Genomic DNA, 19,349 nt, shown 5'->3' with positions numbered 1-19,349 from the left:
AGGGTTAATATATATTAACAGATAGGAGGATGAATATATTTTTGAAAATACTTGTAGTTTTTGATTCCAGTTCCCCTCCCAGTGATTTTAAAAGTACTAGTAATGTAATAGAAGTAGCTTATATTAAAACGGCCAATCAGTACAACAATTTAGTTAAAAAGAAAGAAATTAAAGGTAAATATAAGTTAATTGTATTTCTAACCTCAAAACATAGTCTGCCTTTTGATTGGAGGTTAAGCAAACTAGGAGATACGGCTTTTGTAACGTTTATTGGGATAAAACAATGTGACATCCCTCTAATCTGTGATTACCTCGAAACTATTGGAATACTTTCAATTAAAAATTCCACAAATAAAAATAAATCAACTTTAATTAATAATATAATCCAACATATCAATAATAATACCCATGATAATACCCTAAGTTTATTAAAAGTCTCCAAAGAATTTAATATTAGCACTTCATATCTTTCAAAGATATTTAAAATGTATTGCGGTATTGGATTTAAAGAGTATCTTATTAGACTTCGGATAAATAAAGCAAAGGCTTTACTTAGAAGAGGAGCATCAGTAACTGAAACTTGTTTAAATGTTGGTTACGGTAATTTAACCCACTTTTCTAAAATCTTTAGAAGATATGTTGGTTTAAATCCTTCCGCTTTTCGAAATCAAACAAGTTCATTAGTAGTCTATAAGGAGGATAATAATTACGAAGTTTAGATGTAATCAACTTTCATGTCACATTTTCCCTTGGGGTAATAATTATGTCAAGGCATTTCAAGAATTAAATAAAATGCAAATTAAAAAATGTGAAATTGGTAGTAATATTCTATTGTCTAACGACCCAGGTTGGATTAGGGATAAGGTATGTGAAAATCAATTAGTAATATCAGGAGTATATGAATTTGGACATTTTGGGGTTTGGAGTCAGAGGAGAAGTATTTACTTACATCATGATAAACTTAGCAAACTACTTCGATATCTAGATATTAATTTCGTTATTCTGTGCTCTGGATTTCTTTTTAAAAACCATACTGATTCAAAAGAAAAAATGCTAGAGATGATGAGAGAAATTGTTAAAAGGTATACCAACATTGGAATCCATGTGGGAATCCATCCTCATAAGGCAACCTCTATATTTACTAGTGAGGATATCGATTTAGTGTTGGAATATGAAAAAGAAAATATTTCTTTAGTTCCAGACCTTAGTCATTTAAAAGCCGCAAATTTAAACCTGTATAAATTTTATGAAAAATACTATGATGTTATAACTGAATTTCATATTAAAGGAATGAAGAAAATCCATGATCAGCACTATCAAATTAACCAAGAGGAGGTAGATTTTTTGTCTTTTTTAATAAAGAGTAATTATCGCAAATTATTAACGTTGGAGATAGATCGAATTGAACCTAAAGCCATAGAAGTAGTCGAGGGTTCTTTAAAGATGTTCTATCAATAGCATAAAAAAAGAAGATTATTAAACATTTAAAAACAGAGCACTTGGAAGTTAAAAATGAGATTATATTATTGTCTCTAGAGACGCTAAAATAGAGGAGGGATAATTTGAATAAACTTAACACTGCTTTAAAGAAATCATTAAAATTAGAAACATCAACAAGTAGAACAATTCTAGAACTTGTTGACGGGCGTCGTGAAGAATTAGAATTTAAGCAAGAACGTCCAACTGAATTTACTGTAAGTGATTCAGAATTTAGCATCAAATCCGGAATTGATGTTGAAGTAGAAATTCAAAATGTAGATTTAGTGGCAACTTCTAAAGTGTTGTGGCCAGGAAAAGAGATTCGTGTTCGTGGTGGTATTGATGGACAAGGGGAGACAATTAAAGCGAGAGCGAAAATTCCAGTAAATAGTACCATTAATAATGGTGTTGATGCAGAATCATTCTTATACTGGGTTATTGAAACTCCGGAGGGTGCGCTCCATAATAAAAAGCCTATTTACATGAAGGGTTTAATTAAAGGACTTCCACCAAAAGATGCAGTTTTCCATTCACAAGATGTTGTTCCGATTTACGATAATAATGGAAACGAGGCAGGATCCTTATATAACTGCCTACAATCAAATTAATTATAATTGCAAAAGGGTCTTAATTGACCCTTTTGTTTATAGGAGGAAGTACTATTTTTGACGTTATAATAGTCGGTGCAAGATGTGCCGGAGCTTCTCTAGCTATATTTTTAGGAAGATTAGGTTATAAAGTTTTATTGCTAGACAAATCCTCAAAATTGGGACCAACACTCTCCACACATATTATTGGTGAAGTAGATATTTACAAGTCATTAAACATCAATTACAAAATAGAAAATTGTGGTTCCCCGATTTTAGAGAGGTTTAGAGTTGATGTGGAGGGACACATTTTTGAATCAGATACAGTAGTTTCTAATCGTGTAATAAGTATTAGAAGAGAGTTGCTTGATTCATATTTATTGCAGGAAGTAAGTAAATTACCTAATATCAAAGTGAATTTGGGGTTTAATGTTAATGACATTATAGAAAATAGTAAAGGTGAAATTATAGGAGTTACAGGTAAGAAAAAAGATTGTACTTCTAATCAGTCCTTTTATGGAAACATCGTAGTTGGAGCTGATGGAAGAAATTCACTGATTTCCCGTAAGGTTAGCGCCAAAACTACTTTAGTAAATAAGAATGAAGAACTTGGAGTGGTTTATGCATATATTAAGGGAATTAATCCAATGCCAGTAGGTACAGTAGAATGGTATTGGACCCCTAATGGAGTCGTTATTGGAAATCCAATCGATCAAAACATGCATTGCTTTGCAATTATGGTTCCTCCTTCCAAGTTTAAGGAAATATGTAACCCGAATGGCTTTATCCAACAATTATATCAGCTAAGAATGCTTGTACCGAGAATAGATAATTTAAAAATAGCAGGAAAAATAAAAGGCATTAAGAAAGTTAATAGTAACTTCAAGAAACCTTATGGTAAAAGATGGGTTCTTGTGGGTGACTCGAGCGCTTTTCTGCATCCGATAGCAGGGGTGGGTATTGATAATGCAGTTTGTACTGCAGAACAATTAGCGCTTCAACTTGATTTATATCTCAAAGAGAAGCAAAGTTGGGAGGAATCCATGTCTATTTATCAAAATTTGCGTGATAATAGAATACTTCCTCAATTTTATTCATCCGTAAGTACACAAAATTTCCAAAAAACGAATATTAACAGTGTTCAGCATGAACTGACTAGTATGCTATGCACGTTTCCGAGCCTAGCTAAAAAAATAGCACTTCATTCAAACCAAATTATGACAATGTTGCAGGAGGGCGGTTAATGTGTACTTCCTATTTGTTAAGATTAAGAGTGCTCATTCAATGGTTTGCACAAAGAAAATTCTATTGACGCTTTTTCAGTCTATGTTTAAAATCAACAAAGCAAACCAAGCCAGTCAAAAAACTGCCTATGTAAAAGGAAAAAAGTAATTGCAGGAGGTTTATGATGATGAAGAACGCTTCTGAATCTTTTCATATTGAAACCTATTTTGAAGCCCCAATTGACAAAGTATGGTATTCCATCGCAACCGCAGAGGGGATGAATACGTACTTAACATATAAAGCAGAATTAAGGGGGAAAAATGAGCAGCCGAAGCCAGGAGATCATTTTTTATTAAATTATGGGGACATCGAAAACGATCAGTATATATTACAGTTTGATAAAAATGATACATTTCGTGTAAAGGATACGTATGAATCAATTTCCCCTGATGGATCCGTTCAAACCTTTCAGGTTCAAACTTCAACAATGCTTATAAAGGAGAGGGATAATTTAACCAAACTTACGCTAATGGTTGAAGGATTCGAATCAGATACTTATGGACAATGGTTCCGAGAATGCATGAGGCTAGGTTGGACAAGATCGTTGCTCAATCTAAAATCAGTATTGGAATTAGGGATGGACTTGAGGACTCCGCTATTTAGTTATCCTAGACTCGGGGTATTAAATTGCACGGTCAATGAAGAACAGAAGTTAGAACATAATTATGCAGATACAGGTAATTATTTATTAGAAGTATTCCCTAACAGTCCTGCTAGTAAAGCAGGATTAGAAAAGGGTGATATTATCATCGCTTTGAACAACAAAGAAACAGCAAACTACGATGAATTTGTACGTGTAATATCATCGTTTAATATAGAGAAAGATGCAATTAATATTAAATATCTAAGAAATGGTTCCAGTCATTACACACAAGCATATTTATCATTAGAGGGAAATTTTACTGGACTAGTAGATACGGTTGAAGATACATTTGATGATATTCGACAGAAAAGAGAGAACCTCGCAAAACAACGTTCGTCCTCTGGCTCGCTTTGGAAAAAAGATAAAGGTGGAAAAAGATGAAGATAAAAGACAGAGTCATTGAACTATTAAGTGATAAATATTGTGGTTTATTACCGATAAAGTCTATTCATGAAGAAGATACAATAATAGATATTGGATTCGATTCTCTACGATTTATGGAATTTGTGGTGCTGATCGAAGAAGAGTATCATATTGAATTCCCGGATGATTTATTGGATATACAGAGTACAACAACAGTTAGAGAGGTAATTGAAAGGTTAGAAAAGGAGGTTTAATGTAATTGGACCTTCTAAAACTTATGAAAAAGAAGGCTGAACGTATTTGTATAAGAAACAATAATAGAAGTATTTGTTATCAAGAAATATATGAAACTACTAAAAATAATCAAGAACTTATTCGAGCATATACAGAATCTAATAAGAAACAAGGTCAACCAGTAATGTTTACAGACATAACTTTAGGTTGGAAGCTAATCCCTTTGTACCTGGCGTGTTTGGCAGAGAAAGTTACTATTATTCCAATAGACTTGATAAATAGTCCAAATCAAACCAAAAAAATACTTAACTCAACATTTGGGATAATAGTGAAGAATGCTCACGTTGATGATGATGGTAAATTAACTAAGATTGATATTAATCACAAGGTAACGGGATACAAAGAGTTAAGAGGTGTGGCATTTGTGCTTTATACATCAGGAACGACTGGGAGTCCAAAAGGCATCATGCTAACGTATGATAATATCATAAACAATGCTTTACAAATAAAACAGCAATTACAAATAGAACAAGAAGACAGACTTTTAATTATCCGTCCGCTCCTCTATGCTTCTTCTATAACCGGAGAGTTAATGGCTGGGTTAATCGCAGGTGCCTCGTTTGTAGTGAAGAAACATACTGAATCCCCATTCCATAGTATAAAGCTTATAAAAATGCATCAGGTTACGATGATGTTTTTGACCCCCTCCCTAATGTTTAAAATCCTTCAACTAAAAAATTACAACCTATATCGATCACTTACAAAGGTAGTTCTTAGTGGTGAGAGGCTGTACAAGTACCAGTATTTAGATATCTCTAACAAGCTCCTGGAAACTATCCAAGTTTTTAATGGATATGGACTTACAGAGGCTTCACCAAGAATCAGTATGGAGAAGATGCAAGGAACCTTTCAAGAAGCGTCTGTCGGAAATCCACTAACCAACCTCAAAATTAAAATTACCGATAAGAGTGGGAAGCAAGTTAGTAAAGGGGTTAAGGGTTATTTAAACGTGAAGGGACCAAGTGTGATGAAAGGGTATTTTAGACAAAAGAAGTTAACTGAACAAGCATTGGTAGATGGTTGGCTAAATACGCATGATATAGCAAAAATGGTTGGAGAGAATCTGTATATTTATGGTAGGGCAGATAATATATTTATACGGAATGGTATCAATATACAACTGGAGGACGTAGAGGAGTTATTAAGGGCTACGCCATATGTTGAGGACACGATAGTAGAGATAGTTAAAAGAGAAAATCATGCATTTGAACTGGTAGCACATATTGTCCCTACCAAAAGCTACGATCCTGTTTTATTAAGAAAAGAGATTAGAAAATGGGATACTAAGTTTTGGCCCGACAAGATTAAAATACAACAAGAAATACCGAACGGAAGTACAGGAAAGCTGAGTCGTATTCTATTAAAACAAACAAAATAAAAGGAAAGAAGATGAAGTTTTTTATGGAAAAATGGCAGAGTTTCTTTTCGAGTGATTACTTAAAATTCTCGGAAGAGATATTAACCAAAGATCGAACGAACGATGAACTTCAATTTCTGATTAACAATCTCGAACTACCTGGTGATGCTAAGATTCTTGATTTAGGATGTGGTCAAGGAAGGATTTCAATACCTTTAGCTAAATACGGATATAATGTTACGGGATTAGATGCTTCGCGTGATTTGTTAGAAGAAGCTAAAAATAGAGCAAAAAGGGAATCAGTGTCTATTAATTTCATCTATTCTGATATGAGAAATATGAATTATCTTAATGAATATGATGCTGTAATAAATATGGGAACAGCATTTGGCTATGTTGAAAGGCAACAGGATGATGAGATTACATTAAAAAATGTTTATCGAGCCTTAAGACCAAATGGAGTATTTATACAAGATTTGGATAATCGGGAAGCAAAGGTAAATAATTACAATAAGCAGTCTTGGTACTACATGAATAATAAATTCGTATGGAATCAAAGAGAGTTCAACTATCTAACTGGTCGATGGAATGAAATAATTAAATGGGAAGAACATGGTGAAGAGAAAGAGTTTTTACTAAATTTAAGACTCTACACGGCTTCTGAGATTATCCATATGAATCAAATAAGTGGTCTACAATTAAGGGATTCTTTTGGGTATTTCAATAACCAGCCATATTCCGCGACTTCCCCTAGAATGATTATGAAGTATCAAAAGAGTAAAGGTGTTTGACATGAACTATATGGATCTTTTACCACATCAATTACCCTTTCGCCTTGTAGAGAAGGTTGATACCTATCAACCTTCTAAACTTCTAAGGACAACACTAAATACCCAAAAGTTATATTGGCTGGACAATAAAGAAGAAGTTCCTTATTCAATCATGCTTGAAGGAGTTGCACAAACAGCTGTCATTTTTATTCAGCTTGAAACCAAACCACTTCAAAAAAATGAGTTTCCAGTTCTTGGATCTGTAAAAAGTGATTATATTCAAAAGGCACCTTTATATGGTGGCATGCTTTCGTTTGAAGTTAAACCGCTTCGTATTCATGACAAACAAGCTATTCTTGAAGGAAAAGTTACATCTAATAATAAAATAATAATGGGTTGTATTTTAACAGTAGGAGTACAAAAATGATGTTAGAATTTCAAAAGCCATGGTGCTTAATTGACCAAATAGAGGTAAGTCAAGATGAAATTAAGAGTCAAAAATATGTTAGCTATAGCGACTTTTTTCTACAAGGGCATTTTAAAGAATATAGTATCTTTCCAGGAATGCTAGTAGTGGAAGGTATGCTTCAATCAATCAAAGCAGCAAACAAGTTTAAGGAACTATCTATCTATAATTTATCTCCTAGTAAAATACAGTCTAGGTTTCTTCACAGCATATATCCAGGTGACATCATAAGTTATTCCATCACAGTAGAATATATTGATTATGAGCAAGTCATTTTTAAATCATTCGGTAAAGTAAATCAAATTACGGTTGCGAAGGCTAAATTTATTTTTCGAAGAGGGGTCTGTCATGACAATTGAGAGATTGATAGAACTTGAAGATCAGGGACGTCTAGCAGGAGTATTACATATACCAGAGAACTTAAAAGGGACCTGTCCCGCTGTCATTTACTGTCCGGGTAAGAACGGGGAAAGATACGAAGTGCATCGACTAGCGGTAAAATATGCCCGTGTGTTAGCTGAAAGAGGGATTGCTACTCTTAGATTTGATTATTTTGGGATGGGTCTTAGTGATGGGTTTTATTATGATATGACAACTTCCACAAAAGTATCAAACATACAAGCTGCTTATCGTTACACAACAAATCTTGATTTTGTAGATAATAGCAAGATTGCTTATTTAGGATTTAGTGACGGTGCGAGAATTGCAATAATGGCAGCAAATCGAACAAAAGTTGATAAAGTGGTTATTTGGAGTCCTCTTTTCAATGAATACGGGGGAAATTATCCAAATAATAAAAGACCTAGATTCTCTCGTCATGAGGTGCAGAAAGATAAAATAGTAATGCCATGGGCAGGATTATGGATTAGTATGGATTTTTACCGTGATCTACAAAGGGTAAATATTATGAATGAGATTAAATCCTATAATGATAAATCCCTACTTATATTTGGAGGAGATGACCCTTTGGTAAAAGAGGAAATGGTACACATGGAAATAAATGAATTACCAATATATAATGAGAGCGCTAAAAATCAAACCCTTACTATACCGAAAGCAGGCCACTTATTTACTTCGGAGAAATTTGAAAACTTATTAATGACAAAGACGTTGAATTGGCTTTTATCACAATTCGGGTAGAATGGAGGATATTACATGTGGAAACAGCGCTGGTTGGGTAAAAATAAAGAGATATGTGGACTAATAGAATATGGTTCCAACGAGTGTGATAGCTTAGTTGTTACATTTCCTGGCTTAGGTCAAGCAATGAGTGAAAAGAATTATCTTTTTTCTAATTTAAGAAAACATCTTGAAAAAAGAGGGCAAAAGTTCATTCAATTTGACTATAAGGGATGTGGAGATAGCAAAGGATCAATGGAAGAGGTTAATCTTCAGACAATGTACGAGGATAGTCTTAGAGTAGTGAAAATTGGTATTAAGTTGTTTAAACCTCCGGTATTATATCTTGTTGGAAACGCGCTAGGTGGGATAATTGCTTGTAGAGTTTGCCAGCAAATAGAAAAACTTTATAACATTGATTGCAAAGTAATAGCTATTTCTCCCATAATTGCGCCTATTCCGAAGTCAAGAGATATATTTGCCAAAGAAGTTCTTCAAAAACTAAACAGGATAGGATCGCTAGACTCCCAAGAATTAGTAACCGGATATGATTATTATACGTTAAGTGATTTTGATATTCATCAATATAATTATTTTACTAAGTTTGGATCGCATTTGTTATATCTTCATGGACAAAGAATTTCCTCTTCCCTTATCGAGCAGATAGACAAGCTAATCCCAATGAAAGAATTAATGTTAGTACAAAATCTAACGCTGATTATAGGTGAAAAAGATTGGAAATTCGAATTGATAGACCAGTTTAATAAGGTATATAAATTAGAGCAAGTAGAATATTATCATCAACATCCTTCTGCAATGGATAAGTTGATTGAAATAATAGAATTGTTAGTAAAAGGAAGGGAATGTACAGATTTCTGTCCCTTATTAAGGTAATACCAAAAAGGAGACAAAAAGTATGGGAATCGATTTAGAAGGAAAATACCTGTTTGATCTAAATTATTTGGATTGCAGTAAAAGTCAGTATGTTAGTTATTTAAAACAAATGGGATATCGAGTAGAAGCACTGTATTATAATTGCTTAGATTCAACAAATGAGATAATGATTCAGATTATTAAACAAAAAAAATCCAGATACCACTTTGATGAGCTGGGTTTTCAACATTCTGATTGGCAATTGATTGGACTGGAAAAGAGAGATATACATTCAGAATCTTTATATAATATACAAGAGGGAATTAAAGAGATTATAGATAGTGGGAATATTGTGTTTGTGTCAGTAGACACATTTCATCTCCCACACCGAAAGCAGAGTTACCAAAAAGAAAAATCACCTCATTCCATAATGATTAAGGGATTCCATGATAATTTAATAGATATTATCGACGAAACTGCACCAATCTTTTCAAAATTTCAGTATCCGATAAGTGAATTAGAGATTGCCTACAAAAATGGCTGTGGATTTAGATATATTAGTTATTTTGAGCCTATAACTTTCAACAATATGGATGATTTAAAAGAAAAAACTAAGAAATTATTTCAAGACTTCATAGACAACCGGAATGAAACATATGAATTATTTGATTCTGTGGATGACCTCTTGAAACTAAAATCTCCCTATTTCAATAACTTAGTTGAAACCCTACAGCATCTTAGTGCGTCGTTTACACTATTAGCTGGTTCAAGAGAAATGTTTGTTCATTTTGCTAATTTTGTTGATTTTGATGATGAGGTGCTAAACTTGGCTAAGAAATCATCCCGAATAGCAGATTCGCTACGGAATATGTTGAACAAAGGTATTTTACGTAACCGTGTGAAAGAAAACTTAGTTCTAGAAAAAGTCAATACTTTATGGGAAATAGAAATAAAATTAAATCAATTATTATTAAGATAGGGTGATGGTATGCTTTCAACCGTTCAACAAAAAGAAATAATACAACGATTAATAACCTCAAATCACATTCAAAAAGGAAATAAGGTAATGATAGATGTTCAAGGAGAAGTTAATAATTTTGTTAACGAAATTATTAAGGAAATATACAATCGAGGGGCACTCCCTTACTTACGAACGTACAAGACGAAACACATAAAAGAATTAATAATGGGTTCTTCGGAAGAAAGTTTAAAATTATGGCTTGATCAGGAATTGTATCGTTTAAAGAATATGGATGTTTATATTGGTATTAAGTCCCATGAGAACCTTTATGAGTTTGAAGATATCCCTAAAGATAAGCTGTCTCTATACAACAGACGATTCTTAAATCCTTATCAGCATGCATATTTGATGAAAGAAAATTGGACATTGCTTCAATACCCAACCTATGGAATGGCACAATTGGCCAAAATTGGTTCAACAGAGTTAGCAGATACGTATTATAAAGCGTCTACTTTTAATTATGAGAAACTTAAGAGAAATGTCATACCTCTACAACGTTTAATGAACAAAACCAACACGGTTGAAATTAAATCCCCGAATACAAATCTGACTTTTTCAATGAAACGAATTGGGAACTATCTATGTGATTGTAAATACAACATTCCGGATGGAGAAATATTTTCTGCACCGATAAAAGAAACAGTGGAAGGGTATATCCATTTTAATTGTATTACTTCACTAAACGGAGAACTATTGGAAGATGTGTTTCTTGAATTTAAAAATGGTAAGGTTATTAGCTTTAAATCAAGGAATCAAGATACTTTACACCGAATTATATCTACAGATGAAGGATCTCAATACATTGGAGAGTTTGGGATTGGGTTGAATCCATATATTAAAAAGCCTCTAAATAATCTCCTGTTTGATGAAAAAATGTTTGGAAGTTTACATCTTGCATTAGGACAAGCATTCCCAATGGCATATAACGGGAATGAATCATCTATTCATGTAGATTTTATTTTAAATCAACAAAAAGAATACGGAGGCGGTGAGCTGTTCTTTGATGGAGAGCTCATTAGAAAAGATGGGTTATTTATTCCAGAAGAGTTGCAGCAACTAAACTATTTAATGGAGGGAGAAAATTGAAAATAACGCATAATATCACAACACCATTAATTAGTGCTAGTAGTAATCATGCATTTCCCCTGTCCATATTGAGTGACCGTGAAGCAATATGGTACTTTGCACAAAGTATTCAATTGTACGGACATAAAGAAAAACAAACCTTAGATATTTTTGAATACCATAACGTAGCAAAAGAACCTACTCCATTTGTATCCATTAGTTCCCTTTCCTTAAAAGATAGATTAGTAGATGAATTTTTAATAGAATCACTACGTGCGGGATTCTACATTCGTTTATATCTTGATCAGTATTACCTCCAATATCAAACCTCTTTTTCCAGATCATCTAAAACCAACGATATATTGATATATGGGTATGACAGTAGTAAAGAAACTTTCATGTTTGTAGCTGTTAACAAAAATGGGATGCTCGAAAGAAAAGTACTTCATAAAAAACATATTTGCAATGCTTACGTTTACGCAAATCCTCAAGAATCTTCAAAAAGAAACGTATATCTTTATAAAGCTATCCATCATTCTCAACCGGAAATAAAAAATATGTTAAATGAAATATCGTCCCAGTTAAAAGATTATTTAAATTCGAAGGACTGCATCGAAATACATTCTAATATAAAAAAGCTATATCCTAGCAATGATTATGCATACGGTCTTGATAATTACAAGTTATTAATCCAACATTTGAAAGCAATAGGTAGTCAAGAAAGGGAGTTGAATATTAAAAATTTTCAAATTCTCGTTGAGCATAAATATATTATACAGTTTATAGTACGTGAAATACACAAACTAGGTTTAATAGATAAAAGTTATATTTATGAAATAAATAATATTGTAATAATGGTAGAAAATCTAAAGAAATCTGTTTTGCGTTATATGTTAAGGAAAAATGAACGTGTAATATTAGGACTCGTAGAAAAAATAAAGGATATACAGGAAAAAGAAATACAGTTATTACAGCGTGTTTTAAAGCGAATAGGTGACTCTACATGTATCTAGTTGATATATTTAAAAGATACTTAAGCAAACGCACTATACTTTATCTCATTGCTTTTACTTTTTTAATCTTTTCTGAAATATTACAAGTAATCCCCCCAAAATTAATTGGGGATATAATCGATTCATTGACGTCCGGGAATCTAACTCAGTCTAAGTTAATATCAGAAGTCATATTACTGGTCGCAATTGCTTTATTTCACTTTGTTGTGATTTATATCTGGTCATCCTCTCTATTTGGAGGAGAATTTTTTATTCAAAAGGAACTAAGGAAAGACATGTTTTATCGGACCTTGTACAACAAAAAAGCACCTAATGATCAGGGGAATGCTTTGACTATAATGAATAACGATATCAATACTATTGGATCTAGCTTCGGATTTGGAATCCTAAGTTTTATGAGTACTGTAATTGGACTTCTGGTTATTTTTACAATGAGTATAATGATCAGCTGGAAACTAACAATCGTTTCCCTGCCGCCCATGCTATTAATTATTTTTGTAGTAAAAAGGTTAGGAAAGCAAGTGCACCAAAATAGTATGGATGTACAAGATAAAAAAGGCTACCTTAACAATCACAGTCTAGAATTTTTTAATGGATTACGCTTGATTCGGATATTTATGTTAGAAAAAAAGTACGTGGAGAGTTTTTTTCGGTTGAATCAAGGTGTTACAAATTCTGAGATTGTTTTAGCGCGAACAGTTAGTATGTTTCATCCTATCATTGTTACGTTGATTCGTATTAATTACGTTATTACATTGGGGTATGGTTCATATTTAATTGCTGTGGGTGACATAACAATTGGCGCATTGATCACTTTTTTGTTTTATATAAACTTACTGCATTGGCCTATAAGAGCGTTAGGAGATTTTGTAAATTTTTTCCAACAGGGAAATGCATCAGCAAGTCGGTTTATAGATTATGTGGATAACACGAAAAACAATTCAAGTTTTACTCGTAATATTAAATCACTAACAGATATACGTTTTGAGCATTTTAGTCTTAGAAGAGGAAATTCAAATGCCCTGAGTGATGTGAATCTGATAGTTAGAAGGGGAGAAAATATTGCAATAGTTGGGAAGACAGGTAGCGGGAAAAGTTCTTTAATTTCATTCTTTGCAGGAGAGTATGATACCTATGAGGGCAGCGCTAGTATTTCAAATGTTCCTTACAGAGAGCTTTCCCAAAAGAACCTATCAAACCTTGTTGCATATGTGCCTCAAGAACCATCAAATTTATCGAAAACCATTTACGAAAATTTAATCTTGGGTAGTTCATCTGCAAAGGAGAAGATAGAGGAAGTTTTGCAAATTACCAGCCTTCATAAAGAAGTGAAAAATTCAAATTTAACTTTAAATTCGAGTATCGGGGGAAGTGGAAAGAATCTATCGGGGGGGCAACTTCAAAAATTAGCACTATCTAGAGCACTTTTAAAAAATTCCGAATTACTATTATTAGATGATATTTTTTCCTTCATAGATTCAAAGAATGCGGTTGCGATTTTTGAGAAACTACTGAGGTTTCGACGAGAAAAAACAAATATAATTGTTACAAATAACTTTGAACTTACACAGAGGGTAGACAAAATTATCGTATTAATAGATGGAAAGGTAGTTGAAATGGGTAGCCATGAAACTCTCATTCAATCCAATAATTGGTATTCTAATCAATATCGTAAATTTAAAGAGTTAAGTGAATTGGAGGAAGAAGAGAGGAGGTTACAGTGTGAATAGAAAGACGATTAAAAGGTTGTTTGATTACTTATTGAATTATAAGTATCAATTTGTCGTCACCACTTTTATATTATTAATTGCGATTACAATCGATTTATACATTCCATATTTAATCAAGATTATATTGGACAACTATATAGAGCACAGCATAACGAATATACTCTCCAGTGCACTAATTGGATTAGTTATTTTGATTATATTGTCTGGTTTACTTAACTTTGGACATGAGTATATTTTCTCAAAATATACTCTTAGACTGGTACAGATAATTAGAAATGACTTAGTACAGTATCTAAATCAGCAACCAAAAATTTTTTTTGATAAGATACCACCTGGTGATATTATCAATAAACTAACAAATGAGTCGATGCAAATAAAAGATGTATTTGATAATTTTTTAGGGGGATTTATTGTTAGTCTACTTCAATTAATTGGCTTATATATAGCACTCTTTTTGATTAATCCCCTTTTTGGATTACTTTCACTCGGGATTCCAATTGTATTTATGACAGTGAATTACATCATAAATAAACCTGTTCATAAGTATATAACTAATATTCAAGAGTATTTAAACAAGATAAACATTTTATTTGTTGATATAATTAAAAATTTCTCTTTAGTAAAATTAAATAATGCAGAATCTCAGATTAATAGTGAATACGTAGAAACGAATCATAAGATATACCGAAATATGTTGAAAAGGATGCACACGCTTCATTTGACGGATGTAAACTTAAATGGTCTATTGCAAGGATTAGTAATCGCAGGTATGATTTGGTATTTTGGAGGTTCGATTATAGAAGGTTCTTATAGTATAGGTTTGTTATATTTATTGATTGATTACATTAGAAGAATCTTCGCATTATTTAAAGGTATAAATGGGCAATGGGTAGTATCGTTAACTGCCCTTGAAGCAGCAAATCGAGTATTTAGTGTTTATGATAACAATCAAGTCGAATCAAAGAATACTATTGTGAAAAAGATAGATAAAGGTAATATTGTTTTCTCGGATGTTTATTTTAATTATCAAGAAAACCAAGATATTCTAAAGAAGATAAGTTTTTCGGTAAGTCACGGAGAAAAGGTTGCTATTGTTGGTCCGTCGGGTTCTGGAAAAAGTTCTATCTTAAGTTTACTATTGAAATTTTATGCTCCCGGTAAAGGAAAAATACTAATCGATAATAATGATATAACTCTGCTTAATACAAAAACAGTTAGGAATCAAATTTCCTATGTTGATCAGCATAGTTATGAGTTCGAACTATCCTATTTGAAAGAGCTTAGTGAAAATCAATGGAATAAATGTATTACGATTTTGGAAAAGCTTGGTTCGGCAAAATTAACTGAAAAAATAAGAAAGCAAGGTTTTGCCTCATCTAACAATAATAGTATATCAACCGGGGAAAAACAGATTCTTGCGATTGCAGTAGCCCTGCTTAAGGATACAAAAATAATTATTCTGGATGAAGCAACATCCAGTCAAGACTATGAAACTGAACGAAAAATCTTTAAAAAACTTGTAGAAGAAACAAGGGATAAAACGCTTATTATGGTAACGCACCGTTTAACTACAGTAAAAGATGCTGATAAAATATTTGTCCTAAACAAAGGAATAATTGAAGAAGGTGGAACCTATAGAGAACTAATAAAGAAAAAAGGCTTTTTTTATAAATTAACCGCACTACAAACAAAGCGACATAAAGTATTGGTTGAATAAAAAAGAGGGGTGATCGTTTGAACGTTTTAGGTATAGGGGGATCTATTCATGACTTTTCTTCATGCTTGTCTCAACACGGAAAAATATTAACGTATATTGAAGAAGAACGATTGTTGAGGATGAAACATTCGTTAAATATCCATAAGAAGATTGTATTAAATAAAGCGGCCGAATATTGTTTGTCGGTGAATAACATGAATGAAGAAGATTTAGATTGCATCGTGACATCGGATATTGTTGAGCCAGCATACTATTCTAGATTTAATCATCATCACGTACATCAAATTAACCACCACTTATCACATGCTGCTACGACATTTTATCCTTCACCATTCGACGAATCAGCAATCCTAATTGCAGATGGTAGAGGGAGCTTTTTATCAAATGGAGAAAGAGAGACTATCTCTTATTACTACGGTAAGGGGAGAGATATTATTGAATTAAAAAAAGTTAGCGGACTTGAAGAAAACGATTTGATAGAAAATTCAGTAGGGAAATTTTATGAGGAAATGACAGATTTAATTGGATTTGGATTTTTACAGGATGGTAAAACAATGGGATTAGCACCATTCGGAACAGAAAAGTATATTAAAGATTTTACTGAATTCTTTTGGTTCGATCATAAAGGTCAATTTAAACAATCTCTTTTACAGATTCAGAAAATGCGTGAGTTTGTAAGGCATCAGATGAAAAACAGTCAAGATAAACAACAAACAAAAGCAGATATGGCATATGCAGTACAGCACCATCTAGAAGAGGTTCTAATTGCTGCCTGTATAAATTTATACAGTATTACTAAATCAGAAAACCTATGCCTATCAGGAGGGGTTGCTTTAAATGGTGTGGCGAACGAAAAAATTCTAAGAAGAACGCCATTTAAGAACCTATATATTTTCCCAGCTGCTGGTGATGCTGGAACCGCCGTAGGTTGTTCATTATATGGGTATTATCAAATCGGAGGGTATGAAAGAATACCAAATACTGGGGACTGTAGCCCGTATCTGGGTAAAGAATATAGTGATTCTGACATAAAATCTGCATTTCATAAACATGCTTCTAACCTTACTATTGTTCAACATACAGAAGATGACCTATATGATGAAGTTTCAACGTTATTATCGGAAGGAAAAATTATTGGTTGGTTTCAAGGGAAATCAGAAGCAGGGCCTCGTGCACTCGGAAATAGAAGTATCCTCGCAGACCCAAGAAATCCTAATATGAAGGATATAATTAATAAACGAATCAAGCATAGAGAACCTTTTAGGCCATTTGCTCCAGCAGTATTGGAAGAATATGCCTGTGATTTTTTTGATTTTTCAAAGTCCTCTCCTTATATGCTATTTGTTCCAAAGATAAAAGTGAATGCTCAAGATAAAATTTCGGCAGTGACTCACGTAGATGGAACCGGCAGATTGCAAACTGTTTCAATAGCCCTGAATCCGCAATTTTATGAGCTTATTCGTTATTTTTATAATAAAACTAACATACCCATACTGCTTAATACATCGTTTAATGATAATGGACAACCAATTGTTGAATCCCCTCAAGATGCTTTAGATTCCTTTCTTCGTATGGATTTAGACTACCTTGTGATTGGAAATTATTTATTACAGAAAATAGAAAGTGTGGGTAATGGCTATGAATGATGGATATTATTTAGCAACGTACCTACACATTGATCCCATTGATCATTTGTTAGACACAATCGTTAGACATGATCAAAATATGGCATTATTTTATAAGATTGGAAACTCAATTGAACTCATTCATTATTGGGAGTTAGAAAGGTTCTCTGGTAAAAAGGAACACCATAAATCCTTTCATAGTGTGGAACAAGCCAAAAAAACAATCAATAAATTGTTGCGTCCGCTTAATCTTACATTAGATAATATGCAGGCAGTATGGGGGACTCCGGGTTTGAATACAACAGATGATTATCATTCACTTAGGCAATATGACGATTTATCATATCATAGTATTTGTCATTTGTTTTCTTCAATTCTTTTGGACCCAGATAAGTTTTATAACGATAAAATAATTGGTTTTGCAGTGGATGGTGGACCTGATGGGGTTGTCGATGAAACAGAACGAATCCATAAACCTTATTATGCGGGTTGTTATGTTAACAAAGGTAAAATCGAACTGTTTCCCGTTGAATCACCAGGACTGCTTTGGGGATGGGCTATGTTTTATTTTGGAATCAAAGAGGGGACGTTAATGGCATTGGCCAGTGCGAGCAAAAGTAAGGCTTATTATCAATACAGCCATGAAATTCCCCTGCTTGATGGTTCCGGTTATTTTGGTAAGGAAAATCCATTTGAAAAACTATATGATAAAATAAATTCACTTACGAAAGCGGATGAAGGAAAATTATTTAACTATTTTGATCCTCTTTTTACAGAAAAAGAGAATAAAATAAGTATGTTAATGAAAATTATACAAGAAGCATCATTTAAGGTAATGGATATTAATATTGAGAAAGTACTTGCTCATTATAATATTAACCCAGAGGAAACACATTTATCGATGTCAGGTGGATTTACATTAAATTGTCCAACGAATAGTTATCTTATGAATAAGTATCACTTTAAAAGTTTTATTGCTCCTCCTTGTGTTGGAGATAGTGGTTTATCCTTAGGAACTGGTCTTTATGCATTCTATAAAGAGATCGGACGTATTTCATTTACCTTTAGAAATGCATATTATGGAGAAGGCAACGAATTCTGTGAGATATCGACTCGAGAAAAATACGGTAAATTCATTAAATCTATTAGTATTCCAGATAAAGAAATAGTAGTAGATGATATAATAAACTATCCAGTTGTTTGGTTTAATGGAAGAACAGAGATTGGCCCAAGAGCTTTAGGAAATCGCTCTATTATAAGTGACCCAAGATCAGTCAAAATGAAGGATGAATTAAATAGAATTAAACAAAGAGAATGGTGGAGACCGGTTGCCCCAATTGTATTAGAGGAGTATTTAGAACAGTGGTTTGAAGGTGCCTATCCTTCTGAATATATGCTTCATACATTTAAAATTAAGGAGTCCATGGTTAACTATATTCCAGCCGTTTCTCATTTGGATGAGTCTGCAAGGGTGCAAACGGTTAACCGGGAAATGAATTCTCTAATCTATGATGTAATACGGCGATTTTATCAAAAAACAGGAATTCCAATTATTTGTAACACATCTTTAAATGATAAAGGAGAGCCAATAATAAATCGTATAGATGAAGCAATTAACTTTTGTTTACGTAAAGGAATCAAGGTGGGTTATTTTAATGGAAATCGAATTGAATTCCAGAACCATCATAAATTCCTCCATAGTGAACCTAGTCAACGCCCACTCACTATCGATGATTTAAATAGCGATCAAAAGATAGCGCTATGGAAAAAAGCAAATCCCTTCAATGTACCAAAAGAACTTTTAACCTTCTATAAGGACCCTTTAGAAAAAGTTCGATTTCTTTATAAATACGATCTCAAAGACCCAGATGATGCTTCAAGATTAGTAAATGAAATTGGTCCGTTAAAGAAATATCGTATGTTTGTTAGGAAGGACGAATAAT

At 33.0% G+C, this 19,349-nt stretch carries 19 protein-coding genes; all 19 read left to right on the top strand.

Annotation, left to right across the window (positions count from 1 at the left end; translation table 11 throughout):
- The first annotated feature begins 41 nt into the window (after positions 1–41).
- The 19 genes from NYE61_RS11205 to NYE61_RS11115 all read left to right on the top strand — a co-directional run bounded on the left by NYE61_RS11205 (position 42) and on the right by NYE61_RS11115 (position 19,348).
- Complete coding sequence (locus tag NYE61_RS11205) at positions 42–719, top strand: helix-turn-helix transcriptional regulator (RefSeq protein ID WP_251661040.1); 678 nt, start codon at positions 42–44, stop codon at positions 717–719.
- 73 nt (positions 720–792) lie between these two features.
- Positions 793–1,458, top strand: coding sequence for a TIM barrel protein (locus NYE61_RS11200; RefSeq protein ID WP_303448312.1), 666 nt, complete (start codon positions 793–795; stop codon positions 1,456–1,458).
- Positions 1,459–1,562: 104 nt separating this feature from the next.
- The gene (locus NYE61_RS11195; RefSeq protein ID WP_095312175.1) at positions 1,563–2,087 is read left to right on the top strand and encodes a hypothetical protein; all 525 of its coding nucleotides are present in this window, start codon (positions 1,563–1,565) and stop codon (positions 2,085–2,087) included.
- 23 nt (positions 2,088–2,110) lie between these two features.
- On the top strand, positions 2,111–3,310 hold the full coding sequence (locus NYE61_RS11190; protein ID WP_303448313.1) for an NAD(P)/FAD-dependent oxidoreductase: 1,200 nt from the start codon (positions 2,111–2,113) through the stop codon (positions 3,308–3,310).
- A gap of 164 nt (positions 3,311–3,474) precedes the next feature.
- Entirely contained in the window at positions 3,475–4,374 is a 900-nt protein-coding gene (locus tag NYE61_RS11185) for a PDZ domain-containing protein (protein WP_339315477.1), read from the top strand.
- Positions 4,371–4,610 (top strand): acyl carrier protein, encoded by a 240-nt coding sequence (locus NYE61_RS11180; RefSeq protein ID WP_095312188.1) that lies wholly within the window; start codon positions 4,371–4,373, stop codon positions 4,608–4,610. The genes NYE61_RS11185 and NYE61_RS11180 overlap by 4 nt, the downstream gene beginning before the upstream one ends.
- A gap of 23 nt (positions 4,611–4,633) precedes the next feature.
- On the top strand, positions 4,634–6,028 hold the full coding sequence (locus NYE61_RS11175; protein WP_303448315.1) for a class I adenylate-forming enzyme family protein: 1,395 nt from the start codon (positions 4,634–4,636) through the stop codon (positions 6,026–6,028).
- Between the two features lie 23 nt (positions 6,029–6,051).
- Positions 6,052–6,798, top strand: a complete 747-nt coding sequence (locus NYE61_RS11170) for a class I SAM-dependent methyltransferase (RefSeq protein WP_303448317.1) — start codon at positions 6,052–6,054, stop codon at positions 6,796–6,798.
- A gap of 1 nt (position 6,799) precedes the next feature.
- Positions 6,800–7,204 carry a hypothetical protein gene (locus tag NYE61_RS11165; RefSeq protein WP_095312196.1) on the top strand — a complete coding sequence of 135 codons (405 nt, stop codon included), beginning with the start codon at positions 6,800–6,802 and terminating at the stop codon, positions 7,202–7,204.
- Positions 7,201–7,602, top strand: a complete 402-nt coding sequence (locus tag NYE61_RS11160; RefSeq protein ID WP_095312199.1) for a hypothetical protein — start codon at positions 7,201–7,203, stop codon at positions 7,600–7,602. Before NYE61_RS11165 ends, NYE61_RS11160 begins: the two co-directional genes overlap by 4 nt.
- A 4-nt stretch (positions 7,603–7,606) precedes the next feature.
- Positions 7,607–8,383, top strand: coding sequence for an alpha/beta hydrolase (locus tag NYE61_RS11155; RefSeq protein ID WP_339315473.1), 777 nt, complete (start codon positions 7,607–7,609; stop codon positions 8,381–8,383).
- Positions 8,384–8,398: 15 nt separating this feature from the next.
- Entirely contained in the window at positions 8,399–9,256 is an 858-nt protein-coding gene (locus tag NYE61_RS11150; RefSeq protein WP_095312206.1) for an alpha/beta fold hydrolase, read from the top strand.
- A 22-nt stretch (positions 9,257–9,278) separates the two neighbouring features.
- Positions 9,279–10,214 (top strand): hypothetical protein, encoded by a 936-nt coding sequence (locus tag NYE61_RS11145; protein WP_095312209.1) that lies wholly within the window; start codon positions 9,279–9,281, stop codon positions 10,212–10,214.
- 9 nt (positions 10,215–10,223) lie between these two features.
- Positions 10,224–11,342: an aminopeptidase gene (locus NYE61_RS11140; protein WP_339315470.1), complete on the top strand. Its 1,119-nt coding sequence runs from the start codon at positions 10,224–10,226 to the stop codon at positions 11,340–11,342.
- A complete protein-coding gene (locus NYE61_RS11135) occupies positions 11,339–12,334 on the top strand; it encodes a hypothetical protein (RefSeq protein WP_251661024.1) in 996 nt (331 codons plus the stop codon). The genes NYE61_RS11140 and NYE61_RS11135 overlap by 4 nt, the downstream gene beginning before the upstream one ends.
- Positions 12,325–14,064, top strand: coding sequence for an ABC transporter ATP-binding protein (locus NYE61_RS11130; RefSeq protein ID WP_339315466.1), 1,740 nt, complete (start codon positions 12,325–12,327; stop codon positions 14,062–14,064). Before NYE61_RS11135 ends, NYE61_RS11130 begins: the two co-directional genes overlap by 10 nt.
- Positions 14,057–15,781, top strand: coding sequence for an ABC transporter ATP-binding protein (locus tag NYE61_RS11125; protein ID WP_251661022.1), 1,725 nt, complete (start codon positions 14,057–14,059; stop codon positions 15,779–15,781). The genes NYE61_RS11130 and NYE61_RS11125 overlap by 8 nt, the downstream gene beginning before the upstream one ends.
- A gap of 194 nt (positions 15,782–15,975) precedes the next feature.
- Entirely contained in the window at positions 15,976–17,427 is a 1,452-nt protein-coding gene (locus NYE61_RS11120) for a carbamoyltransferase C-terminal domain-containing protein (protein WP_251661020.1), read from the top strand.
- Positions 17,414–19,348 (top strand): carbamoyltransferase C-terminal domain-containing protein, encoded by a 1,935-nt coding sequence (locus tag NYE61_RS11115; RefSeq protein ID WP_251661018.1) that lies wholly within the window; start codon positions 17,414–17,416, stop codon positions 19,346–19,348. The genes NYE61_RS11120 and NYE61_RS11115 overlap by 14 nt, the downstream gene beginning before the upstream one ends.
- Position 19,349 lies beyond the last annotated feature (1 nt).

It is taken from the genome of Oceanobacillus sp. FSL W7-1304 (assembly GCF_037969805.1).
Taxonomy (GTDB): Bacteria; Bacillota; Bacilli; order Bacillales; family Amphibacillaceae; genus Oceanobacillus; species Oceanobacillus profundus.
This window is presented reverse-complemented; position numbering and strand designations above follow the sequence as displayed.